At 72.7% G+C, this 24,910-nt stretch carries 16 protein-coding genes; 15 read left to right on the plus strand and 1 reads right to left on the minus strand.

What is annotated here, in order from left to right:
• The first annotated feature begins 27 nt into the window (after positions 1-27).
• The 10 genes from DJ476_RS23890 to DJ476_RS23935 all read left to right on the plus strand — a co-directional run bounded on the left by DJ476_RS23890 (position 28) and on the right by DJ476_RS23935 (position 17,365).
• Entirely contained in the window at positions 28-1,251 is a 1,224-nt protein-coding gene (locus DJ476_RS23890; RefSeq protein WP_103418188.1) for a hypothetical protein, read from the plus strand.
• A gap of 125 nt (positions 1,252-1,376) precedes the next feature.
• On the plus strand, positions 1,377-2,156 hold the full coding sequence (locus tag DJ476_RS23895) for a TIGR03936 family radical SAM-associated protein (protein ID WP_112491532.1): 780 nt from the start codon (positions 1,377-1,379) through the stop codon (positions 2,154-2,156).
• 232 nt (positions 2,157-2,388) lie between these two features.
• Positions 2,389-6,573 carry an Rne/Rng family ribonuclease gene (locus tag DJ476_RS23900; protein ID WP_112491533.1) on the plus strand — a complete coding sequence of 1,395 codons (4,185 nt, stop codon included), beginning with the start codon at positions 2,389-2,391 and terminating at the stop codon, positions 6,571-6,573.
• A 342-nt stretch (positions 6,574-6,915) separates the two neighbouring features.
• Positions 6,916-8,034, plus strand: coding sequence for a DegT/DnrJ/EryC1/StrS family aminotransferase (locus DJ476_RS23905; RefSeq protein ID WP_103421472.1), 1,119 nt, complete (start codon positions 6,916-6,918; stop codon positions 8,032-8,034).
• Positions 8,031-9,050 carry a Gfo/Idh/MocA family protein gene (locus DJ476_RS23910; RefSeq protein WP_070204084.1) on the plus strand — a complete coding sequence of 340 codons (1,020 nt, stop codon included), beginning with the start codon at positions 8,031-8,033 and terminating at the stop codon, positions 9,048-9,050. The genes DJ476_RS23905 and DJ476_RS23910 overlap by 4 nt, the downstream gene beginning before the upstream one ends.
• Positions 9,040-10,761: a glycosyltransferase gene (locus DJ476_RS23915; protein WP_103421473.1), complete on the plus strand. Its 1,722-nt coding sequence runs from the start codon at positions 9,040-9,042 to the stop codon at positions 10,759-10,761. The genes DJ476_RS23910 and DJ476_RS23915 overlap by 11 nt, the downstream gene beginning before the upstream one ends.
• Positions 10,745-12,409, plus strand: a complete 1,665-nt coding sequence (locus tag DJ476_RS23920; RefSeq protein WP_112491534.1) for a glycosyltransferase family 2 protein — start codon at positions 10,745-10,747, stop codon at positions 12,407-12,409. Before DJ476_RS23915 ends, DJ476_RS23920 begins: the two co-directional genes overlap by 17 nt.
• On the plus strand, positions 12,406-13,692 hold the full coding sequence (locus tag DJ476_RS23925; RefSeq protein WP_103421475.1) for a nucleotide sugar dehydrogenase: 1,287 nt from the start codon (positions 12,406-12,408) through the stop codon (positions 13,690-13,692). The genes DJ476_RS23920 and DJ476_RS23925 overlap by 4 nt, the downstream gene beginning before the upstream one ends.
• Positions 13,693-13,916: 224 nt before the next feature.
• A complete protein-coding gene (locus tag DJ476_RS23930) occupies positions 13,917-15,233 on the plus strand; it encodes a glycosyltransferase family protein (RefSeq protein ID WP_103421476.1) in 1,317 nt (438 codons plus the stop codon).
• Positions 15,230-17,365, plus strand: coding sequence for a glycosyltransferase (locus tag DJ476_RS23935; protein ID WP_112491535.1), 2,136 nt, complete (start codon positions 15,230-15,232; stop codon positions 17,363-17,365). The genes DJ476_RS23930 and DJ476_RS23935 overlap by 4 nt, the downstream gene beginning before the upstream one ends.
• 110 nt (positions 17,366-17,475) lie before the next feature.
• On the opposite strand, the gene DJ476_RS23940 is transcribed toward DJ476_RS23935, so the two are convergent.
• Positions 17,476-18,084: an acyltransferase gene (locus DJ476_RS23940; protein ID WP_103421478.1), complete on the minus strand. Its 609-nt coding sequence runs from the start codon at positions 18,082-18,084 to the stop codon at positions 17,476-17,478.
• 314 nt (positions 18,085-18,398) lie between these two features.
• On the opposite strand from DJ476_RS23940, the gene rplU reads away from it, so the two are divergent.
• The 5 genes from rplU (at position 18,399) to DJ476_RS23965 (ending at position 24,739) form a co-directional block, all read left to right on the plus strand.
• On the plus strand, positions 18,399-18,719 hold the full coding sequence (gene rplU / locus DJ476_RS23945; protein ID WP_018487143.1) for a 50S ribosomal protein L21: 321 nt from the start codon (positions 18,399-18,401) through the stop codon (positions 18,717-18,719).
• Between the two features lie 14 nt (positions 18,720-18,733).
• On the plus strand, positions 18,734-18,991 hold the full coding sequence (gene rpmA / locus DJ476_RS23950) for a 50S ribosomal protein L27 (RefSeq protein ID WP_015608479.1): 258 nt from the start codon (positions 18,734-18,736) through the stop codon (positions 18,989-18,991).
• 147 nt (positions 18,992-19,138) lie between these two features.
• A complete protein-coding gene (gene obgE / locus DJ476_RS23955) occupies positions 19,139-20,575 on the plus strand; it encodes a GTPase ObgE (RefSeq protein ID WP_103421479.1) in 1,437 nt (478 codons plus the stop codon).
• Between the two features lie 309 nt (positions 20,576-20,884).
• Positions 20,885-22,384 carry a bifunctional cytidylyltransferase/SDR family oxidoreductase gene (locus tag DJ476_RS23960; protein WP_103421480.1) on the plus strand — a complete coding sequence of 500 codons (1,500 nt, stop codon included), beginning with the start codon at positions 20,885-20,887 and terminating at the stop codon, positions 22,382-22,384.
• A gap of 150 nt (positions 22,385-22,534) precedes the next feature.
• A complete protein-coding gene (locus DJ476_RS23965) occupies positions 22,535-24,739 on the plus strand; it encodes a hypothetical protein (RefSeq protein ID WP_318294777.1) in 2,205 nt (734 codons plus the stop codon).
• The last annotated feature ends 171 nt before the right edge of the window (positions 24,740-24,910 follow it).

Genomic DNA, 24,910 nt, shown 5'->3' on the forward strand with positions numbered 1-24,910 from the left:
GGACCGGGCCTGCGCGTCATGGAGGGCATGGACGACCGCACGCCCCAGCCCCTCGACCGGTACGCGCCCGAGACCGCCCTGACCAGGCTGATCAGGATTCCGGTGCGCATCGTGGTGCTGGTCGTGGTCCTGCCCGTCCGCATGGTCTGGGACCTCCTGGCCGCCGGCTGGTACGCCGTCGACCGGACCGTGCTGCCCCCGCTCCGGCGGGCGTTGGAAGCCTCGGCCGGCGCCCTGGGGCGGGGCCTGGAGTGGCTGTTCGCCTCCGTCGGCCGGGTGCTGGGGTGGCTGATCGCCGCCCTGGTGCTGATCCCGCTGCGGTGGCTGTACACCTCGGTCCTCACCCCGCTCGGCCACGGCCTGCGGTGGATCGCCACCGCCCTGCTGGCTCCGGCGGCCCGCGGCCTCGGGGCTGGGCTGGCCTGGCTGTTCACCAAGGCGGGACAGGGCGCAGCCTGGCTGTTCACCGCGCTTGTCGTCGCGCCCGTGGTCGGGCTGTGGCGGTACGTGCTCGTACCGGTGGCGCGGTACGGGGTGGCCGTCCCGCTGGTATGGCTGTACGGGGCCGTCCTCACCCCGGTCGGCCGGGGGACGGACTGGGTCCTCGGCAAGGTGTGGGATGCGGCGGCCTGGATCGTGGGCGGGGTGTGGCGGGGGGTGGCCTGGGTCCTGGGCGGGGTGTGGCGGGGGCTCGCCTGGGTTCTCGGCGGTCTGTGGTCGGTGCTCGCCGCCGTGGGGCGTGGGCTGTGGGTCGCCGTCGCCTGGCTGGGCATGACGCTGCTCGTGGCCCCCGCCTCCTGGACGTACCGCCGGATCCTCACCCCCGTGGGCCGGGAGATCGCGGAGGCCGCCCGGGTCGCCTGGCGGATCGCCGGGTACCTCTCGCGGGCGGTGGGCCGGGGCATCGCCTGGCTGGCCCGGCACCTGATCGGCGTACCGGCCGCCTGGGTCTACCGCACCGTGTGCACCCCGGTCGGCCACCTCGTCCGGGACGGCCTCTGGGCCCCGGCCCGACGCGCCGCCGCCGAGGCCGGCCGGGCCGCCCGCTCGGCCCTCGCCACCGCCCGCGAAACCGTGCGGCAGGCCCGCCGCGACGCCTGGCGCGCACTCGTCGGCGGGGCGGGCGGGGCGCGGTCCGGGGAACCGCGGGGGGTGCCTGCGCGTACTCTGGGTAGTACAACGACTGTCCCCAGCGCGGTGCAGGCGTCCGAGACCTCCCTGCTGGGCGAGAAACTCGTCAAGCGGGGGTGAGCCGGCGCGGTACCCCGGGGACCACCCCCGTATTTCGTGGGCGGCGCTCCCCGGCGCCCGCCCCGCACCGAGGAGAAGAACCACTGGGCAAGCGACAGCCCGAAGGCCCGCCGCCCGCACCGGCGGTGCAGCGCATCCGACTGCGCTACACCAAGCGCGGCCGCCTCCGGTTCACCAGTCACCGCGACTTCCAGCGGGCCTTCGAGCGGGCACTGCGCCGCTCCGAGGTGCCGATGGCGTATTCGGCGGGCTTCACCCCGCACCCCAAGGTCTCCTACGCCAATGCCGCCCCCACCGGCACGGGCAGCGAGGCCGAGTTCCTGGAGATCGCCCTCACCGAGGCGCGCGACCCCGACCGCCTGCGCGAGCTGCTCAACGACTCGCTGCCGGACGGTCTCGACATCACCGACGCGGTGGAGGCCCGCACCTCCGGCCTCGCCGAGCGGCTGACCGCCTCCGTCTGGGAGCTGCGCCTGGACGGCGTGGACCCTGACGAGGCCCGCAAGGCCGTCGACGCGTTCAACGCCGCCGAGGCCGTCGAGGTCCAGCGCAAGGCGAAGAACGGCATCCGCACCTTCGACGCCCGCGCCGCCGTCGCCGACCTCCAGGCCCTCGATCCACCGGCCGATAGGCCGGGGGACAGGCCCTGTGCGATACTGCGCCTGGTTGTTCGGCACGTGACACCCGCCGTGCGACCCGACGACGTCCTGTCCGGTCTCCACGCTGTGGCCGACCTGGCGCCGCCGGTCCCCGCAGCGGTGACCCGGCTGGCGCAGGGGCTCTTCGACGAGGAGTCCGGCACGGTGACCGACCCGCTCGCGCCCGACCGCGAGGCCGCCCCGACCGCACAACCCGCGGTCGCAGCAGCCGTCGCGACGGCGCCGGAAGGTGCAGGTTCCGGGTAGGGCGGACGTTGTAGCGCAGCCCTGCGACTCGGGAGCCACCTGGGTCGGGCCGCGCAGTGTGACCCATAAGACTTTCGCCAGGCCGTCCGCAACACCGCGTACGGAACCGGCGAGCCAGACATCAGCTCCCGTGCGGCGCCCGCGCCCCGGACGAGCGGTATCGCACCACTGCGTACCGTGCCGGACCGGAATCAGACGCGGCGCCCGGGAGCGCGACGGGAGAACCGCCCGCATGCCTCAGTCGAACGAGCCCGCTGCCAACGGGAACAACGAAGAGAACACCCCCGGGGACAAGCTGCCGCCGCGCCGCAGGCGCCGCGCCGCTTCCCGCCCCGCCGGCCCGCCCGGCGGCGCCGTGGCCCCCGCCGCCGAGGAGACCGCCGCACCGGCCGCCGAGGCCGCCGCCGTGGAGACCCCGGCCGCCGCGCCCGAGGAGACCGCACCGCCCGCCCGTACGCGCCGCCGCGCCGTGCGCAAGGCCACCGCGCCCGCAGGCGCCCCGGAGACGGCCGAGGTGGTCGAGCCGGCCGCCGCGGAGCCCGTCGCCGCCGAGACCCCGGCCGCCCCCGCTGCCGAAGAGCCCGCCGCCGAGGAGACCCCGGCGCCGCGCACCCGCCGCCGTGCGGTCCGTAAGGCCACCGCTCCGGCCGGTGCCCCGCAGGCCGCCGAGGCCGTGGAGGCCGTGGCGGTCGTCGAGACCCCGGCCGAGCCGCTCGCGGAGGACGAGGAGGACGAGGAGCCGGTGGCCGTCGAGCCCGAGGCCGCCCCGGAGCCCGCCGCCCCGCGCCGCCGCCGCGCCTCCCGTAAGGCCACCGCGCCCGCCGGTGCCCCGCAGGCCGCCGAGGCCGCGGTGATCGTCGAGCCGACCGCCCCCGCCGAGCCGGTGGCCGAGGCCGCCGCCGTGGCCTCCGCGCCCGCCGCGCCCGCCGCCGAGGCCCCGCGCGGCCGTACCCGCCGCCGCGCCTCCGCCCCGGCCGGTGCCCCGCAGGCCGCCACCGCTGAGCCCGCGGAGGAGCCCGCCGCAGAGCCCGCCGCCGAGGAGGCCCCGGCGCCGCGCAGCCGCCGCCGCGCCTCCCGTAAGGCCACCGCGCCCGCCGGTGCCCCCGCCGCCGAGGAGACCGTGGTCGTCGAGGAGCCCGTCGAGGCCGGCGAGAGCCTGCCCGCCGCCGTGGCCGAGGAGCTGGCCGCCGAGGTGGACGAGGTCGAGGAGGCCGCCCCGCGCGGCCGCCAGCGCCGCCGGGCCACCGCGGCCGCCGGAAGCCCCGAGTTCACCGCCAAGGCCGAGGAGCCGAGCCGCAAGGGCCGTCGCGCGGCGCGCCCCGCCGTCGCCGTGTTCCAGGCCCCGGTCTTCGCCGAGCCGATGTTCCAGACCCCCGAGACGGCGGCCGCCGCCGCTGCCGCGGCCGGGTCCTCCTCCCCGTACGACGACATCGACGAGACCGAGGACGAGCAGACCGCACAGACCGCGCAGGTCTCCGCGCCCGCCGAGGCCGCGCCGCAGGGCGGCTCGCGCCGCCGTCGCCGCCGCCGTGGTGAGGCCGCCGAGGCCGAGCAGACCGTCGCGCCCGCCGCCCCGGTGGAGGAGCCCGCCGACGAGGCCCCCGAGGCCGAGGCGGACGAGCACGAGGGCGACGAGAACGACGAGTACGGCGACCGCCCCTCGCGCCGCCGCCGTCGCGGTGGCCGTCGCCGCCGCCGTGGCGAGGCCCACGACACGGACGAGACCGAGCAGCACGCCGACGAGGCGCCCGCCCCGGCCCGCGCCGACGAGACCCGCACCGAGGACGAGCAGCCCCAGGTCCAGGAGGCCGACGACGAGGAGGAGAGCGACAGCGACTCCACCGCCTCCGGTTCGAGCAGCAGCCGCCGTCGCCGTCGCCGCCGTCGCCGCAGCGGTGACGCCGCCCCCGAGAGCGACAACGGCACCGACGACCCGGAGCGTACGGTCGTCAAGGTCCGCGAGCCCCGCAAGAAGGAGGAGCGCGAGCCGGGCACCGGCTTCGACGAGGTCCAGTCCATCAAGGGCTCGACCCGTATGGAGGCCAAGAAGCAGCGCCGCCGCGAGGGCCGCGAGCAGGGCCGCCGCCGCGTCCCGATCATCACCGAGGCCGAGTTCCTGGCCCGCCGCGAGGCCGTCGAGCGCGTGATGGTCGTCCGCCAGAGCGGCGAGCGCACCCAGATCGGCGTCCTCGAGGACAACGTGCTCGTCGAGCACTACGTCAACAAGGAGCAGGCCACCAGCTACGTCGGCAACGTCTACCTGGGCAAGGTGCAGAACGTCCTGCCCTCCATGGAGGCCGCCTTCGTCGACATCGGCAAGGGCCGCAACGCCGTCCTGTACGCCGGTGAGGTCAACTTCGAGGCGCTCGGCATGGCCCACGGGCCGCGCCGCATCGAGACCGCGCTCAAGTCCGGCCAGTCGGTCCTGGTCCAGGTGACCAAGGACCCGATCGGCCACAAGGGCGCGCGTCTCACCAGCCAGGTCTCGCTGCCCGGCCGCTACCTGGTCTACGTGCCCGAGGGCTCGATGACCGGGATCAGCCGCAAGCTGCCCGACACCGAGCGCTCCCGCCTCAAGACCATCCTCAAGAAGATCGTCCCCGAGGACGCGGGCGTCATCGTGCGCACCGCCGCCGAAGGCGCCAGCGAGGACGAGCTGCGCCGTGACGTCGAGCGGCTCCAGCAGCAGTGGGAGGACATCCAGAAGAAGGCGAAGGGCACCAGCGGCTCCAACGCGCCGACGCTGCTCTACGGCGAGCCGGACATGACCGTCCGGGTCGTCCGCGACATCTTCAACGAGGACTTCTCCAAGGTCATCGTCAGCGGTGACGACGCCTGGGAGACCATCCACGGTTACGTCTCGCACGTGGCGCCCGACCTCACCGAGCGGCTCTCGCGCTGGACCTCCGAGGTCGACGTCTTCGCCACGTACCGCATCGACGAGCAGCTGATGAAGGCGCTGGACCGCAAGGTCTACCTGCCCAGCGGCGGTTCGCTGGTGATCGACAAGACCGAGGCGATGGTCGTCGTCGACGTCAACACCGGCAAGTTCACCGGCCAGGGCGGCAACCTGGAGGAGACCGTCACCAGGAACAACCTGGAGGCGGCCGAGGAGATCGTGCGCCAGCTGCGGCTGCGCGACCTCGGCGGCATCGTCGTCGTCGACTTCATCGACATGGTGCTGGAGTCCAACCGGGACCTCGTCCTGCGGCGGCTCCTGGAGTGCCTGGGCCGCGACCGCACCAAGCACCAGGTGGCCGAGGTCACCTCGCTGGGCCTGGTCCAGATGACCCGCAAGCGGGTGGGCCAGGGGCTGCTGGAGTCCTTCTCCGAGACCTGCGTCCACTGCAACGGGCGCGGCGTCATCGTCCACATGGAGCAGCCGACGTCCGTCGGTGGCGGCGGGGGCAAGAAGTCCCGCAAGCGCGGCCGCGGCGGCGCGGGCCACGACCACGAGCACGAGGACCACACGGCCGTCGAGCCGGCGGAGACGGAGGCCGAGCTGGCCGCCGAGGTCGCCGCCCCGGTGGCGGTGGAGCCCGAGGTCACCGCCGACGAGGAGTTCTACAGCAGCCCGGCCGAGGCCGAGGCGGCTGCCTCGCGCCGTGGCCGCCGCCGGGCGTCCCGCAAGGCGTCGGCCCCGGCGGGAGCCCCGAAGACCGAGGCGCCCGCCCCGGTGGCGGAGACCGTCGAGGAGCAGGCTCCGGCAGCGGAGCCCGCGACCGAGCGGACTGTCTCCGAGCCTGAGGCCGCTACCGAGCCCGCGGCTGTCGCCGAGCCCGCAGCCGCCGCTGAGCCCGCGGCCGTCGTGCCCGCGTCGGAGACCCCGGAGGCCACGGAGCCGGAGGCCGCGCCCCAGGGCCGTACGCGCCGCCGGGCCACCCGTAAGGCGTCCGCCCCGGCGGGCTCGCCGAAGCAGGCCGAGCCGGCGGAGCCGGTGCAGCCCGCCGAGCCCACCACGGACCCGGTCGCGGCCGAGGACCCGGTCGTCGAGGCGGCTGCCGAGCCCGCCCCCGTGACGGAGGCCCCCGAGGCGGAGGCGCCCAAGGAGGCCGCACCGCCGCGGGCCCGCCGCCGGGTGACCCGTAAGGTCACCGCCCCGGCGGGTTCGCCCACCGGCGCGGAGGAGGCGGCGGTCGTCGTCGTGGAGTCGGCACCCGAGGCCAAGGCCCCGGAGACCGCCCCCGAGGCCGACGGGTCCGACGAGCCCGCCCCGGCGAAGAAGACGGCCCGCAAGGCCGCCGCCAAGAAGGCTCCGGCGAAGAAGGCGGCGGCCAAGAAGACGGCCGCCAAGAAGACCGCCGCTAAGAAGACGACGGCGAAGACCGCTGCGAAGAAGACGACGAAGAAGACCGTCGCCGCCGAGCAGTCGTCCTCCGCCGTCACCGCTTCGGCCTCGTCCACCGACGGCGAATAATCGAACAACTGGGTAATTCTCGCTCGCTTGTTCTTTTCCCGTGGCCCGTTCCGATACTTTCGGAGCGGGCCACGGGCCTTTTTCCTGAACAGTTGCAACGGGCGGTTAACAGCGCCGAATTGGTGTCGGTAATCCCTGATAACGTGACCGCGGTCGCTGGACCGCCGGAGTTCTTTCGCGAAAGCCGTATTCGACGATCGGCCCGGTGACGCACAGACGGACCGGATTCCTCGGCAGGGCGTCGGCATCACGCCGATGAGGTGTCGCGCGGTCGTGAAAGATGTCCCGCACCTCGGAGTTCCGCCCTCTGCCGAGCTGTCGCGGTGTTCAAGGAGGAAGTCCATGACGGTCATCAACGAGCAGCCCATTCCCGCTGCCCGTCCGGTCATCGGGGAAGAGGAGATCGAAGCGGCCGTACGCGTCCTGCGCAGCGGCCGGGTCGTGCAGGGGCCCGAGGTCGCGGCCTTCGAGGAGGACTTCTCCCGGCTGGTCGACGGACGGCACTGCGTCGCCGTCAACTCGGGTACGTCGGCGCTCCACCTGCTGCTCCTCGCGCTGGGCATCGGCCCCGGCGACGAGGTGATCGTCCCCTCGTTCTCCTTCGCGGCCTCCGCCAACGCGGTCCGCCTGACCGGCGCCGACGTGGTCTTCGCCGACATCGAGCCGGGCTCCTTCGGTCTCGACCCGGCGGCCGCCGAAGCCGCGATCACCCCGCGCACCGCCGCGATCATGCCGGTCCACCTCTACGGCCACCCGGCGGCGATGGACCGGATCGTGCCGGTCGCCGCACGCCACGGGCTCGCCGTGGTCGAGGACGCCTGCCAGGCCCACGCCGCGTCGCTGCACGGCACCCCGGTCGGCGCGTTCGGCGCGGGCGGCACCTTCAGCTTCTACCCGACGAAGAACATGCACTCCCTGGAGGGCGGCATGGTCACCACGGGCGACGCCGAACTGGCCCGTACGCTCCGGCTCCTGCGCAACCAGGGCATGGAGCAGCGGTACGCCAACGAGATCGTCGGCGCCAACATGCGGATGACCGACGTCTCCGCCGCCGTCGGCCGGGTCCAGCTCACCAAGCTGGCGGGGTGGACCGAGCAGCGCCGTACCCACGCCGCCCACCTCGACGCCCACATCACCGCACCGGCCGTCACCACCCCGCCGGTGGCCGAGGGCGCCCGGCACGTCTACCACCAGTACACCGTGCGGATCCGGGGCGACCGGGACGCCGCGATGGCCGCGCTCACCGGGGCGGGCGTCGGCAACGCGGTCTACTACCCGACGCCGATCCACCGCCTCAAGCCCTACTGGGAGCCGGACCAGAAGGCGGGCCGGGTCTGGGAGCTGCCCGAGACCGACCGGGCGGCGGCCGAGGTCGTCTCGCTGCCCGTGCACCCCTCGCTCACCCCGTCCGACCTGGAGCGCATCGTGACCGCCGTGAACTCCCTGGGGGAGCAGCTGTGAGTGCCGTACTGAAGGCCGGGCTCATCGGCCTCGGCTCCATGGGGCGCCACCACGCCCGGGTCCTCGCGAGCCTCGAAGGCGTCGAACTGGCCGGTGTCGTCGACCCGATGGGCGACCGGAACGGCTGGGCCCAGGGCGCCCCCGTCCTGACCACCGTCGACGAACTCCTCGCGCTCGGCGTCGACTACGCCGTCGTCGCCTGTCCCACCGGTCTGCACGAGAAGATCGGCCTCCAGCTCGCGGACGCCGATGTCTGCGCGCTGATCGAGAAGCCCCTCGCCGACTCCGTCGGGGGCGCCCGCCGGCTCGTCGAGGCGTTCGAGTCCCGCGGTCTGGTCGCGGACGTCGGCCACATCGAGCGCTGCAACCCGGCCCTGCTCTCGCTGCGCAGCCGGCTGGAGGCGGGCGAGCTGGGCGATGTCTACCAGGTCGTCACCCGCCGCCAGGGCCCCTTCCCGCACCGGATCGCGGACGTCGGCGTGGTCAAGGACCTCGCCACCCACGACATCGACCTCACGGGCTGGGTCACCGGCCAGGAGTACACGTCCATCGCCGCCCACACCGTCTCCAAGTCGGGCCGCCCGCACGAGGACATGGTCTCCGCCGTCGGCCGGCTCTCCGCGGGCACGATGGCCAACCACCTGGTCAACTGGCTGAGCCCGCTCAAGGAGCGGTTCACCTCGGTCACCGGGGAGCGCGGCTGCTTCATCGCCGACACGCTCACCGCCGACCTCACCTTCCACTCCAACGCGGCGGTCACCACCGAATGGGAGGCGCTGCGGGCCTTCCGCGGGGTCTCCGAGGGCGACATGGTCCGTTACGCCATCCCCAAGCGGGAGCCGCTGCTCGTCGAGCACGAGCTGTTCCGCGACGCCGTCCAGGGCAAGCCCGCCGACCTCTGCACCCTGCGGCAGGGGCTGCTCACCGTCGAGGTGGCCGAAGCCGTGCTGGAGTCCGCCTCCAGCCGTACGACCGTCACTCTCCCGGCTCCGGAGCGGACGGGCCATGGCAGCTGACCTTCCCGATCCGACGGAGAACACCGAGCCCGTCGAGCGAACCGAGAACACCGAGCCGGTCGAGCGAACCGAGCCCGCCGAGCCGGTCGAGAGCGCGGAGAGAGCCGAGGGCGCCGGAGTCGCCGAGGGCGCCGAGGCCGACGGGATCACCGCCCGCCCTCCCCGCCGGGGCACCCGCGGCCGGATCGTCATGCTCGTCGACAACAGCGTCCACGGCGACTCCCGGGTCCAGAAGCAGGCGGCCTCGGCCGCCGCGGCGGGCTGGGACGTCGTCCTGCTGGGCAAGTACTCCGGCAAGGAGGAGGAGACGGTCTGGATGCTGGGCGAGGCCGAGGTCCGCCTCATCGGGGTCAAGGCCAAGATGTCGACCCGCCCCAAGGATCTGCGCGGGGCCCCCATGCGCCGCCCCCTGGCCTACCCCTCCGAGCGGGTCGCGGACTTCCGGCTCCAGCAGGTCAAGGCGTGGCGGGCGGATCTCCGGGTCCGCGGTGCCGCGCTGAGGACGGGCGAGGACCGCTCCCCTCTCGGCTCCGTCGGCGGCCGGGTCTGGCTCGCGGCACGCCGGGGCGCGGCCCGGGCCACCGGCCGCTGGGTCAAGCTGCGCATGCGCCACACCAAGAAGCTGCGCACCATCCGCCGCACCCGCTCCACCCCCCTCGACAGGGCGACCACGGCCTTCTGGCTCACCACCATGGGGGACCGCGCCTGGCGGCGGCTCGACCCCGCCGTCTGGGACTTCGAGCTGGCCTACGGGCCCGTCATCGACGAGCTGCGGCCGGACATCATCCACGCCAACGACTTCCGGATGCTGGGCGTCGGCGCCCGCGCCAAGCTCCGCGCCCGCGCGGCCGGCCGCCGGGTCTCGCTGGTCTGGGACGCCCACGAGTACCTGCCCGGGGTGCGCTCCTGGGCCAACCAGCGGAAGCTGCCCGCGATGGTGGCGTACGAACGGGAGCACGCCAAGTACGCCGACGCGGTGGTCACCGTCTCCGGCGGCCTGGCCGATCTGCTCCAGCGGACCCACCGGCTGCCCGAGCGCCCCGCGGTGGTGCTCAACGCGCCGGAGGCGGCGGACGCGTCCCGCTTCACCGATCTGCCGGTGCCGGATCTGCGCGCCCTGTGCGGCATCGGCCCGGACGTCCCGCTGCTCGTCTACAGCGGGCTCGCCGCCCGTCAGCGCGGCCTCGACATCATGGTCGACGGGCTTCCCGAACTGCCCGGGGTCCATGTCGTGTTCGTGGCCAGCCATCCCGAACTGCCGTACATCCTGCGGCTGATGAAGCGGGCCGAGGAGCTGGGCGTACGGGACCGGGTGCACGCCCTCCCGTACGTACCGCACTGGCAGGTGGTCTCGTTCCTCTCCACCGCCGATGTCGGGGTCATCCCGATCCACCACTGGCCGAACCACGAGATCGCCCTGATCACCAAGTTCTTCGAGTACTCGCACGCCCGGCTGCCGCTGGTGGTCAGCGATGTGCGGACGATGGCGGAGGTGACCCGGGAGACCGGTCAGGGCGAGGTCTTCGAGGCGGAGAACGTCGAGGACTACGTACGGGCCGTACGGGCCGTGCTCGACGCGCCCAAGCGCTACACCGCCGCCTACGAGGTGGAGGGCAGACTGGACGCGTGGGTCTGGGAGGCCCAGGCCGAGGTTCTGGACGGGGTCTACACCCGGCTGATGCGAGGAGCAGGGGATGGCCGCAACCCCTGACGTCACCGTCACCCCCGGCGTCACCGCGCCCCCGGACGTCACCGTCGTCGTCGCCGTCTACAACACCATGCCGTATCTGACCGAGTGCCTGAACTCCCTGCTGAGGCAGAGCATCGGCCATGAGCGCCTGGAAGTCATCGCGGTGGACGACGGGTCGACCGACGACAGCGGCCGCGAGCTGGACCGGTTCGCGGCCGAGCACCCGGACGTGGTCACCGTGGTCCACCAGCCCAACTCGGGCGGGCCCGCGGCTCCGAGCAACCGGGCGCTGGAGCTGGCCACCGGCCGGTTCGTCTACTTCATCGGCTCCGACGACCACCTGGGCGAAGAGGCGCTGGAGCGGATGGTGGCCTGCGCCGACGCCGACGGTTCGGACGTGGTCGTCGGCAGGATGGCCGGCGTCAACGGGCGCTATGTCCACCAGAAGCTGTACAAGGAGGGCAGGCGGGAGGTCACGCTCTTCGACTCGGCGCTGCCCTTCACGCTCGCCAACACCAAGCTCTTCCGCCGGGAGCTGGTGGAGAAGTACGGGCTCCGGTTCCCGGAGGACATGCCGGTCGGCAGCGACCAGCCGTTCACCATCGAGGCGTGCGTCCGGGCCCGCCGGATCTCCGTCCTCGCGGACTACACGTACTACTACGCGGTCAAACGCGGCGACGCGAGCAACATCACCTACCGGGCGGACCATCTCTCCCGGCTCCGGTGCACGGCCCGCATCATGGACCACACCGCCGGGCTCATCCCGGCGGGGCCCCGGCGCGACGCCGTGCTCCGGCGCCACTTCGAGTGGGAGCTGTCCAAGCTCATGCTCGACGACTTCCCCGCCCTTCCTCTCGCCACCCGGCGGGAGATCTGCGAGGGGCTGACCACTCTGCTGGACACCTACTTCACCGACGGTCTGCGCGAGGCGACCGGGGTGAAGAGACGGGTCCGCTTCGGTCTCGCCCGGCGGGGCGCCGTCGAGGAGCTCACCCGCGCCATCGCGGACGAGGCCGAACACGGGGCGCCGCCCTTCCTGCTGGAGGGGGACCGTGCCTTCGCGCCCTACCCGGGCTTCCGGGACGCCGCGATCGGGCTCGACGACCGGTGGTACGAGGTGCGGGAGCCGGTCGCGGGCAGGCTCGCGGCCGGTACGGAGCTGGAGTCGGCCGCCTGGGAACAGGAGGGGGACGAACTCGCCCTCGCCCTGAAGGTACGGATCGGCATCACCGGCGACACCGCCTCCGCCTTTGTCGCCCTCGCCCGGGGCGCCCTGCCCAAGAGTGCCGACAAACCGGGGGCGCGCAGGCTGCCCGAGAAGGCCGTCCGCCCGGAGGCGGTCGGCGAGTTCACCCGGGAGCCCGCCGACGACGGCACCGGCACCCTGCTGACCGCCCGCATCCCGGTCGACCGGGTCCGGGCCGAGCGCGGGGTACGCGTCTACGTCGACGTAGCGGGTACGACGTACGAGATCCCGGTCCGCACCGGAGGGCTGCCGCTGCCGCTGGCCCGCCGGTGGGGGAGGACCACGCCCTACCGGGCCTCGGCCAACCGGAATCCGAAGGGGCGGCTCGTGATCACGACGGCGCTGCTGTGGGAACCGCCTCCCCGTACGGGCGTCCGGCTGCGCCGCATGCTGTCCAGGCTGAAGAGGAAAGTGACCCGATGAAGATCTGTGTAGTCGCGCTCGGCAAGATCGGGCTTCCGCTCGCCGTGCAGTTCGCCGCCAAGGGCCATCAGGTCGTCGGGGCGGATGTCGACGAGAGGGTCGTGGAGCTGGTCAACGCGGCCACCGAGCCGTTCCCCGGCGAGCACGACCTCGGCGTGAAGCTCAAGGAGACGGTCGGTGCCGGTCTGCTCTCCGCGACCACCGACACCACGGCCGCGGTCGCCGCGTCCGACGCCGTCGTGGTCGTCGTGCCGCTCTTCGTGGACGCCGAGGGCACCCCGGACTTCGGCTGGATGGACGCCGCCACCAAGGCCATCGCGGCGGGCCTCAAGCCGGGCACCCTGGTCAGCTACGAGACCACGCTGCCGGTCGGTACGACCCGAACGCGCTGGGCGCCGATGCTGGCCGAGGGCTCGGGCCTGACCCCCGGCGAGGACTTCCACCTGGTGTTCTCCCCGGAGCGGGTGCTCACCGGCCGGGTCTTCGCGGACCTGCGCCGCTATCCGAAGCTGGTCGGCGGCATCGACGAGGCGTCCGGCGCGGCGGGCACCGCCTTCTACGAGGCCGTGCTCGACTTCGACGAGCGCGCCGACCTGCCCCGCCCCAACGGCGTCTGGGACCTGGGCACGGCGGAGGCCTCCGAGCTGGCGAAGCTGGCCGAGACCACCTACCGGGACGTCAACATCGGCCTGGCCAACCAGTTCGCCCGGTTCGCGGACCGGAACGACATCGACGTCAAGAAGGTCATCGAGGCCTGCAACAGCCAGCCCTACAGCCATATCCACCAGCCCGGCATCGCCGTCGGCGGCCACTGCATCCCGGTCTACCCGCGGATGTACCTGTGGAACGACCCGGAGGCGACCGTCGTGCGCGCGGCCCGCGAGGCCAACGCGGCGATGCCCGAGTACGCCGTCGACCTGCTGGCCGCCGCCTACGGCGACCTGGAGGGCGCCGGGGTCCTGGTGCTGGGCGCGGCCTACCGCGGGGGCGTCAAGGAGACCGCGTTCTCCGGGGTCTTCGGTGTCGTCGAGGCGCTGAAGGCGCGGGGCGCGATGCCGTTCGTCTCGGACCCGCTGTACACCCCCGAGGAGCTGACCGCCCTCGGTCTCGTCCCGCACGACGGCCACCAGGCCGTCACCGCCGCGATCCTCCAGGCCGACCACGCCGACTACCGCGAACTGTCCGCCGCCGACCTGCCGGACGTCCGCGTCCTGGTCGACGGCCGCCGGACGACGGACCCGGAGAAGTGGGCCGGGGTGCGCAGGGTCGTCATCGGCGGCTGAATTCCCGTACGAGTTCCGTAATTCCGTGCGAATTCCCTCCGGGGGAGGGTCGGTGAATTTCTTTGCCGTCGACCTTCCCCCGGCGAACTCGTGTACGAAATGAACGCGGGTGGCCATGAGAGCCACCGTGCTAGCGTTTTTGGGTGTCCAAAACCCCTGCTCCCAAACATGTGATCTATCTGGCCATCGGGTTTCCCCCGGCCGCGAAGAGCTGCGCCTATCGGATGCGGGAAACCGCCAACCAATTCGTCTCACAGGGCTGGGACGTCACGGTGGTGACCATCGCCGACGCCTCCTGGGAGCGGGACTTCGGCCTCGACCACACCCTCTCCGAGCGCGTCGACCCCCGCGTACGCATCGTGAAACTGCCGCTGGTGCGCGAGGACCTGGAGACCGACATCCGGACGTTCTCCGAAGAGCGCGCGCTCCGGCCGGCCCAGTGGGCCGCCGCCTACCGCAGGAAGGGGATGGACGACTTCCCCGAGCCGATCTACGGCGGCTGGAAGGCCGACCTCGAACAGGCCGTCGGGCGCGTCCACCGGGAGAAGCCGGCCGACCTCGTCCTCGCGACCTGCGTGCCGTACGTGAACATGGCCGCCGCCCTCCACCTGTGGGAGACCCACCGGGTGCCGTACGCGATCGACTTCCGCGACGGCTGGTCCGTCGACGTCCTCGGCGACGGCGAGGCCTTCACCCCCGACTCGCCCTCCGGCGTCTGGGAGCGCAGGGTGCTCTCCCAGGCGCTCTCCCTCTGGCTCGTGAACGACCCGATCGCCGACTGGTACCGGCAGCGCCACCCCGATCTGGCCGCCCGCTTCCACGTCGTACGCAACGGGTACGACGAGGACAGCGTCCCCGCCCGGACGCGCACCCCCGACCCGGCAGCCGGGCTGACCTTCGGGCACCTCGGGGTGGTCACCTCGCCGCCGCGCATCCTCGAGGCCGTCCTCGACGGCTGGCGCATCGCCCGCGAGCGCGATCCGCTCGTCGCCCGCTCCCGGCTGGAGATCCGCGGCCAGATCGGCTCCGGCGCGGCCCGCGAGGCCAACGCCCACATGGAGATGATCCGCCGGGCGCAGGCCCGGGGGGAGGCGGTGAGCTTCGGCGGGGCCGCCCCCAAGGCCGAGGTGCCGGACATCTTCGCGAGCTGGGACGTCCTCCTCCTCATGATCATGGGAGGCAAGTACATGACCTCCGGCAAGGTGTACGAGTACGCCGCGACGGGCCTCCCGGTCATGTCCGCGCACGAGGTCGAGCACGACGCGAGCACCGTGATGACCGGCCACCCGCTGTGGACGGGCGCCTTCGGCTTCGACGAGGAAGCGCTGGCCACGGCCTACTCCGCCGCCGCGAAGCTCGCCGTCGAGGCGACCGACGAGGACCGGGCCGCCGCCCGGGCGCACGCCGCCCAGTACGCGCGGGCCGCCCAACTGGGCCCCGCCGTCCGCCGGCTCATCGGCCGGGTCACCGGCGCCCCGGACGACCCCGGGGCGCAGGCCGCGGCCCCGGGCACCCACGAGGTGGAGGACCTCTCGGTATGACGCAGGTACTTCTGATCGCCGGAGCACCGCCGCAGGAAGCGGTCCTCAGGGCGTCGGTGGAGCAGTTCCGGGCGGCGGGCGCCACCGTCGAACTGGTGGGACTCTTCGCCCCGGACGACATCGAACCCGGCCTCGGCCTCGCCGGACTGCGTTCCCTCAAGGCGGCCGCCGCCGACCGCGGCAAGGCCTTCGAGAAGCGCGTCGCCAAGCTCTCCGCCCCGCGCCGCGTCTGGGCCTCGGCCGAACGCGACCGGCAGGTCCGCCGCGCCGGGCGCCGGGCCCACGTCCTGGTCGCCCTGGACGCCTCCGCCGTCTACGCGGTGTGGCGGCTGGCCCAGCTCAACCGCAAGGCGCACGCGGTCTTCGGCATCGCGCCCGCGCTCAAGGCGGTCGAGGAGCGCCGCGCCCGCCCCCTCCACCACGCCCTGCGGGACGCCGCCCGGACCGTGCCCACCCCGGCCACCGTCGGCCGCTCCACCCGGGGCGCCGCCCGGCGCGTCGTCGGCGGGGCACTGCGCCGCGCCTCCTCCCCGGCTGTCATGCGCACCACGCTCGGCGCCCGCTCCTGGCGCGGGGTGGTGGCCGCGCCCAGGGTGCCGGACCGGCTGCGGGCCAAGCTCGCCCGCCGCGTCAGCCTCAGCATGGCCAAGGGGGGCCGCAAGGCGGGCGCCAGCCTGGTGCTCGGGGACGCCGCCCGCCGCACCACCGACCGGGCGCTGCGCGCGGCCCTGCTCGCCGAGGCCGCCCGGGCCGACCTGGCGCGCGGTCACGACGACCCGGCGCTGCGCCGGTCCGCCTACGAGGCGGCGCTCGCCCTCGCCGACCGGCGTCACGCCAAGGGCGACGCCAAGGGGGCGGCGGCCTCGCTCTCCTCCGCGCTCACCCTCGCCTTCCCCCGGGCCGTCCACTTCGACTCGCTCTCCTCACCCCTGGCCGCCGACCCCGTCGGCTATCTGGCCCCCTTCCGCGCGAGCACCGCCTTCCAGGCCCTGACCGCACCGCGCGGCCGCACCGCGCCCGCCGCCCCCGTACCGGCCGGCCGACCCCTGCGGCTGCTGGTCACCACGTACTCCAACGCCAACTTCCTCCACCCCATCCGCGAGCGGTACGCCGACCACCCCGGCGTCGAGATCCGCTTCCTGGACCTGAAGGAGGACGAGACGCTGCGTCCGCTCGCCCGGGGCGGCCAGCGGATGATGGAGCACGCGCTCGGCGGCGCGCCCGCCCTCGGGGAGCAGGCCGAGGCGGCGCTCCGGCCGCATCTGGAGTGGGCGGACACGGTCTTCGTCGACTGGTGCACCAACGCCGCCGCCCTCTTCACCCTGGTCGACCCGGGCACCACCCGGATCGTCGTACGGCTGCACAGCTACGAGGCGTTCACGCTCTGGCCGCACCTCGTGGCGTGGGACCGGGTCGACGACGTGGTCTTCGTCGGGGACCACCTGCGCGATCTGGCCGTCGCCTGCCTGCCGCCCCTGGCGGCGCCGGACGGACCGGCGCTGCACGTCATCGCCAACGCCATGGACCTGGAGCGGTTCCGGCGGGAGAAGACCGGCGCCGACGCCCGCTTCACCGTGGGCCTGATCGGCGCGGGTGTCGTCGCCAAGGATCCGCGCTGGGCCGTGGAGGTCCTGCGGCTGCTGCGGGAGCACGACGAGCGGTACCGCCTGGTCGTCATCGGGGACGGGCTGGACCGCAAGGCGAGCCCCGCGGCCCGCGCCTACGACGACCTCCTCCGGAAGGACCTGGCCGAGCTGGAGCCCACCGGGGCGGTCCGGCTGCTGGGGCGTACGGAGGATGTGCCCGCGGCTCTCACCGGGGTCGGGGTGATCCTCAGCAGCTCGGTGCGCGAGAGCTTCCACTGCGGCCTGGTCGAGGGCGCCGTCAGCGGGGCGCTCCCGGTCGTCCGCGACTGGCCGTTCTTCGCGGGCAAGGAGCACGGCGCCCGGACCCTCTTCCCCGCCGACTGGGTGGTCGCCACCCCGAGGGAGGCCGCCGACCGCGTCCTCGCGCTGACGGCGACCGAGGAGAAGTGGCGCAAGGCGACGGCCGACGCGGCGGAGCACGCGCTGACGACCTGGGACTGGCCGGTGATCGCCCCCGGCTTCGACCGGCTGCTGCTGAAGGGCTGACCGCTGGAGGGCCGACCTCCGGAGGGCTTGACCGCTGGAGGGCCGACCCCTCTCCCCGTACGACGGCTGAGCACTCCGCCGTACGGGGAGGAGCCCGGGCCCTCGGTGCCTCAGGCCGGAGTGGCCCGCTCCCTGAGGGCGCCGTCCTCCTCCTCGTACACCGTCCCGTCCTGCGGGCACTCCCACACGCCCGGCTCGCCCTCGCGGGCGGTCAGGCGCTCCCCGCTGCGGCCCACCCAGCCGATCCGCCGGGCCGGTACGCCGACGACCAGGGCGAAGTCGGGGACGTCCCGGGTCACCACCGCGCCCGCCGCGACCATGGCCCACCGGCCGATCCGGACCGGCGCCACACAGACGGACCGGGCCCCGAGCGAGGCTCCCTCCGCGACCTGGACGCCCACGGGCTGCCAGTCGCCGCCGCGCTTCTGCCGGCCGTCGGGGTCCACCGAGCGCGGGTTGTGGTCGTTGGTGAGGACCACCGCAGGGCCGACGAAGACGCCGTCGGCCAGCTCGGCGGGCTCGTAGACGAGGGCGTAGTTCTGCAGCTTGACGTTGTTCCCGATGCGGACGCCGGAGCCGACGTACGCGCCCCGGCCCACCACGCACCCTTCGCCGAGCTTCGCGCCCTCCCGGATCTGCGCCAGCTCCCAGACGCTGCTGCCCGCCCCGATCTCGGCGCTCTCGTCGACCTGGGCGGTGGGCTGGACCCTGTAGTTCACGTCGTACGCCTTTCACGGGAGCCGGAAACCGGGAGCCGGGCCGGTCCCGGGCAGCATAGGGCGGTCGGCGGGCCCTGCGGTGGCCCTGCGGCCGGGTGGCGCGACCCCGGTTTGACCCCCGGAACCCGGCCCCGTAACCTTGACCCTCGGTGTGTTTCCGTACGCACCTGCCCCTGAGCACATCCCTCCCGGTCCCGGTCGGTGTTCGCGCCGTCCGCCAGGAGAGGCCGCTCATCCTTCCGGATCGTCCCGGGCCCCGGCCCGTGCGAGCGGCTGGCATCAGGGGATCCGTTCCGAGCGAGGGAGAGATCCGCGTGTACGCCATCGTGCGCAGCGGTGGTCGCCAGCACAAGGTTGCTGTCGGCGACATCGTTGAGGTTGACAAGATTTCCACTGCCAAGGTTGGCGACACGGTCGAGCTCTCGACCCTGCTCGTTGTCGACGGTGACGCGGTCACCAGCGACCCGTGGGTGCTCGACGGCATCAAGGTCACGGCCGAGGTCGTGGACCACCACAAGGGCGCGAAGATCGACATCCTTCGCTACAAGAACAAGACCGGCTACCGCCGTCGCCAGGGTCACCGCCAGCAGTACACGGCGATCAAGGTCACCGGTATCCCCGCGGCTGCGAAGTAAGGGACTGAGAACACATGGCACACAAGAAGGGCGCATCGTCCACTCGGAACGGGCGCGATTCCAATGCTCAGCGGCTCGGCGTGAAGCGCTTCGGCGGCCAGGCCGTCAACGCCGGTGAGATCCTGGTCCGCCAGCGCGGCACCCACTTCCACCCAGGCACGGGCGTCGGCCGTGGCGGCGACGACACGCTGTTCGCGCTGACCGCCGGTGCGGTGGAGTTCGGTACCCACCGTGGCCGCAAGGTCGTGAACATCGTTCCGCTCGCCGTCTGAGTTCTTCCTCAGCGCGCGCAGAACGGCACACAGCACCTTCCGAGGGCGGATCTCAGCTTTCCCGGCGAACGGGGAAGCGGGTCCGCCCTCGGCGTGTTACGACAGAGACAATTCCGTATTTTTCTGCTGTACCTGGAGGCACCCACCATGACCACCTTCGTGGACCGCGTCGAGCTGCATGCCGCCGCGGGTAACGGAGGCCACGGCTGCGCCTCCGTACACCGGGAGAAGTTCAAGCCGCTCGGCGGCCCCGACGGGGGCAACGGCGGCCGCGGCGGCGATGTGATCCTGGTCGTCGAGCAGTCCGTGACCACGCTGCTGGACTACCACCACAGCCCCCACCGCAAGGCCACCAACGGCCAGCCCGGCGCCGGTGACAACCGCTCCGGCAAGGACGGCCAGGACCTGGTCCTGCCCGTGCCCGACGGCACCGTCGTCCTCGACAAGGCCGGCAACGTCCTCGCGGACCTGGTCGGCCAGGGCACCACCTTCGTCGCCGGACAGGGCGGCCGCGGCGGGCTCGGCAACGCTGCGCTGGCCTCCGCCCGCCGCAAGGCGCCCGGGTTCGCACTGCTCGGTGAGCCGGGGGAGAGCCGGGACATCGTCCTGGAGCTCAAGACCGTCGCGGACGTGGCGCTCGTCGGCTACCCGAGCGCGGGCAAGTCCTCGCTGATCTCGGTGCTCTCCGCCGCCAAGCCGAAGATCGCGGACTACCCCTTCACCACACTGGTCCCCAACCTCGGTGTCGTCACCGCGGGTTCGACCGTCTACACCATCGCGGACGTCCCCGGCCTCATCCCCGGCGCCAGCCAGGGCAAGGGGCTCGGCCTGGAGTTCCTGCGCCATGTCGAGCGCTGCTCGGTGCTCGTGCACGTCCTGGACACCGCGACGCTGGAGTCCGACCGCGACCCCCTCTCCGACCTCGACACCATCGAGGAGGAGCTGCGCCAGTACGGCGGCCTGGAGGACCGGCCCCGCATCGTCGCCCTGAACAAGGTCGACATCCCCGACGGCCAGGACCTGGCCGACATGATCCGCCCCGACCTGGAGGCCCGCGGCTACCAGGTCTTCGAGGTCTCCGCGATCGCGCACAAGGGCCTCAAGGAGCTGAGCTTCGCGCTCGCCGGGATCATCGCGAAGGCGCGGGCCAGTAAGCCGAAGGAGGAGGCGACCCGGATCGTCATCCGCCCGAAGGCCGTCGACGACGCGGGCTTCACGGTCACCGCGGAGGGCGAGGACCTCTACCGCGTACGGGGCGAGAAGCCCGAACGCTGGGTGCGCCAGACCGACTTCAACAACGACGAGGCCGTCGGCTACCTCGCGGACCGGCTCAACCGCCTCGGCGTCGAGGACGCGCTCGTCAAGGCGGGCGCGCGGGCCGGTGACGGCGTCGCCATCGGCCCCGAGGAGAACGCGGTCGTCTTCGACTGGGAGCCGACCATGCAGGCCGGTGCCGAGATGCTGGGGCGCCGCGGTGAGGACCACCGCATGGAGGCACCGCGTCCGGCGGCCCAGCGACGCCGGGAGCGCGCTGCGGAGCGTGACGACGCAGAGCAGGAGTACGACGAGTTCGACCCCTTCTAGAGGGCGCACGACCTCCAGGACCGGAAGGCCTGACTCCGATCGGAGTCAGGCCTTCCGGCGATTCGGGGGCGGATACGGGCGGTCCGGGCGCTCGAACCGGGCTCCAGGGGGCGTGAGGATGTGCAGATTATGAAAGTTCTCTACGGATTCGGTCTCGGGTGGAACCTGCCGTGCTCCATCAACATCCCTGGCCAGACGGTGAACGGGGGGTTTCCAGGGGGTGCGGGACGGGGGTCGTCCGCCTTGCGGGACGGTCACGGAGAGTGCGAACATCGCGCTGTTCCACCCCCGTAGCGAAGTAGGTCGTCAGTGTCTCTGCCCCAGGAAGCCAAGCTCCGGACCACAGCCGTCGTGCTCGCGGGCGGCACCGGGCAGCGGGTGGGGCTGTCGATCCCCAAGCAGCTACTGAAGATCGCGGGCAAGGCGGTCATAGAGCACACGCTGACGATCTTTCAGAACGCCGAGGACATCGACGACATCATCGTGATGATGGCGCCGGGGTTCGTGCCGGACGTCGAGAAGATCGTCGTCAAGGCCCAGTTGACCAAGGTCACCCGGGTCATCGAGGGCGGCACCACCCGCAACGAGACCACCGAGCGCGCCATCGCGGCCCTCGGTGAGGGTCTCGCCGAGAACGAGGACCGCAACGTCCTCTTCCACGACGCGGTGCGCCCCCTGCTGTCACAGCGCGTCATCAGGGACTGTGTCGCCGCCCTCGACCGCTACCAGGCCGTCGACGTCGCCATCCCCTCCGCGGACACGATCATCGTGACCCGCACCCACGGCGAGGACGGCGAGTTCATCACCGAGGTCCCCGACCGCTCCCGGCTGCGCCGCGGCCAGACCCCGCAGGCGTTCAAGCTCTCCACGATCCGCAAGGCGTACAGGATCGCGGCGGGAGACCCCAACTTCCAGGCCACGGACGACTGTTCGGTGGTCCTCAAGTACCTCCCCGATGTGCCGATCCATGTGGTCGCGGGCGACGAGTACAACATGAAGGTCACCCAGCCGGTCGACGTCTTCCTCACCGACAAGCTCTTCCAGCTCGCCTCCACCGCCGCCCCCCGCCAGGCCGACGAGGCCGCCTACCGGGAGCTGCTCTCAGGCAAGACCGTCGTCGTCTTCGGCGGTTCGTACGGGATCGGCGCCGACCTCGCGACGATGGCGGAGAGTTACGGGGCGAAGGTCTACGCGCTGGGCCGGTCCACCACCGGCACCCATGTGGAGAACCGGGCCGACATCGACGGGGCGCTCGCCCGGGCGCACGCCGAGACCGGGCGCGTCGACTACGTCATCAACACCGCGGGCGTCCTGCGCATCGGCAGGCTGGCCGAGACGGACGACGCGACGATCCAGGAAGCGCTGAACGTCAACTATCTGGCCCCCGTCCAGATCGCGCGCGCCTCCTACAAGTACCTCGCCGAGACGCAGGGACAGCTGCTGCTCTACACCTCCAGCAGCTACACCCGCGGCCGGGCCGAGTACAGCCTCTACTCCTCCACCAAGGCCGCCATGGTCAACCTGACCCAGGCGCTCGCCGACGAGTGGGCGGGGGAGGGCATCCGGGTGAACTGCGTGAACCCGGAGCGGACCGCGACACCGATGCGCACCAGGGCCTTCGGCCAGGAGCCGGAGGGCTCGCTGCTCTCCTCGGAGGCCGTGGCCCGCACCTCGCTGGACGTGCTGCTCTCCGAGCTGACCGGGCACGTCATCGACGTACGACAGCAGGACCCGACGGCGGAGGCCTCCGCTTCGTCCGGGTTCGATCAGGCGCTGGCCTCCGCGCTGGACCGCCAGGGGGACGGTTGATCATTCTCGGAACCGACGCGATAACGGGCCTCGGTCACCGCTTAATGCGGTGACCGAGGCCTTGCGCTTATACGCATCTTCATATTTTCCTCATTTACGTGAACCTCATTACGTGAAACCAGCCGGCACCCCCCCTGGAGCAGGTTCTTCATGATCTCCCAAGCCATCCGCCTCGCCCGTGTGGGCAGCAGATCAGAACTGGCGGCAGCATTGCTGATGGGGCTCGGATACCCCTGTGTCATGCTCGCCGCGCTCATTCCGAACGTGTGGTTCTTCGCGGCGGCGGCAGCCGTCACCTACCTCGCGGACCGGTATCTGCACCATCGCGGGAGCTATGTGATCAACCGGCTCGGCAGGGTGCGGGCGGGGCTGTCCATCCGCTTCCTGCTGCGCCAGCTGATGATCATCCTGCTGCTGGCCCGGCTCGACCTGTCCGAGGGACCGCTGTTCTACACGGCGGCCGCCTGCTTCCTGCTCTTCTTCGCTCTCCAGATCCCGCACGGCGCCCTGACGACCCTGATCAGGCTGCGCCGCACGATGCCGGTCATCACCCGCAACGTGGACCTCAACGCCGTACGCATCCCCGACGCCCCGCCGAGCGCGCTGCTGCGCAGCTCGGGCGAGAAGATGCTGTACCTGGACATCCCCGCGGTGGCCGGCATCCTGATCGCCGCCGGGACCGGCGAGAACGCCGCCGCCTACGCCGGTGCCGCGCTCACCCTGCTGCTCGCCCTCCTCTACGTGGCGGCGCTCGTCCCCTACCTGCGCCGCAGCAGGCTGGCGCCCCGGCCCGCCGCCGTGCTCAAGGCCGTCGACACCTGGCTGAGCGAGTACCAGCCGACCGTGGTGCTCTACTTCTCCGGCTCCAACGAGTCCGCCTACCAGGGCAACATGTGGCTGGAGACCATGGCCCGGATCGAGGGCCGGCCGCTGATCATCATGCGGGAACGCGGTCTGGTCCCGCAGCTGGCCGAGACCTCCGTCCCGGTGATCTGCGTCCCGGCGGGCACCCACCTGATGAACCTGGACCTCTCCACCGTCCGGGTCTGTCTGTATCCGGCCAACGTCGGCAAGAACATCCACATCCTGCGCGTGCCCACCATGAAGCACGTCTTCATCGGCCACGGCGACAGCGACAAGCTCGCCAGCGTCAACCCGTACTCCAAGGTCTACGACGAGGTCTGGACGGCCGGCCGCGCGGGCCGCGACCGGTACGCGCTGGCCGACGTGGGCGTCCGGGACGAGGACATCGTCGAGGTCGGCCGCCCGCAACTGGAGTCCGTCGAGAGAGGTACGGGCTCGCTGCGCAACCCCATCCCGACCGTGCTGTACGCCCCCACCTGGGAGGGCTGGGACGACAACCCCGGCAACACCTCGCTGCTCCTTGCGGGCGAGAACATCGTGCGCGGGCTGATCGACGCGGACGAGCCGGTCCGGATCGTCTACAAGCCGCACCCCTTCACCGGCATCCGCAACGCCAGGGCCAAGGCGGTCGACGCCCGGATCCGGGCCATGCTGGAGAAGGCCGCCGCCGAGCGCGCCGCCGAGCCCCGCTGGGTCCGGGAGGCCGAGCGGACGGCCGCCGACCGGAGCGCCGCCGAGGCCGAACTCGTCACCATCGGCGCCCGGTTGGCGGAGCTGGCCGTGGTGGGCCGCCCCGGCGCGGACGAGGCGGAGGAGTCGCGGGTCGCGCTCGCGGATCCCGCCCGCGAGGCGGAGACGGCCCGGCTGCGGGCCGCGTGGAACGACGCCTACTGGCGCTCCTTCGGCTGGTGGGAGCACCGTACGGTGACGGGCCCGCAGCCCAGGCTGTACGACTGCTTCAACGAGTCCGACGCCATGGTCTCGGACATCTCCAGCGTGGTCTCCGACTTCATCGCGAGCGGAAAGCCGTACGCGGTCACCGACTCCGCGGGGCTGGGCGCCGAGGAGTTCCGGCGGCAGAACACCGCTGTACGGGCCGCGGTCGTCCTCTCCAACGGCGCCGGGGAACTCGGTGAACTGCTGGCCGCCGTCGCGGACCCACCCGCCGACACCCTGGCCGGGGCGCGCCGGGAGCTGAAGACGTACCTCCTGGGCCCGGACGAGCCGACCTCCATGGAGCGGTTCAACGCCGCCGTACGGGCGCTCGCCGCCAAGGCGGAGGCCCGTAACGCCGGGGTCGCCCAGCGGATCGGGGACCAGGCCGTGGCCGTCCCGGACCGGGAGGCGGACTCCAGCGGTGCCGGGACGGGCGAGCCGGAGGCGACGGCGGCGGCCGTCGCCACGGCGGACCCGGACGCGGTGGCCGTCCCCGGCGGCGAGGCGGAAGTGGCGGAAGCCGCGGTCGCTCCGGAGGCCACGACGGCGCGCTGAGGCCCACAGCCGACCGGGCCGGCCGGAAAGGGACGCAACCCCGACGACGACCCGTACGTCTCCCTCCGAGGAGGGGATGTACGGGTCGTTCGGCGTGTTTGCACATAAAGAGTTTTGTGCACAAAGAGTGCAGAGCCGGGCAATTCGCCTTCCCTCGTGATCAAATCGGCG

It is taken from the genome of Streptomyces bacillaris, from assembly GCF_003268675.1.
Lineage (GTDB): Bacteria > Actinomycetota > Actinomycetes > Streptomycetales > Streptomycetaceae > Streptomyces > Streptomyces bacillaris.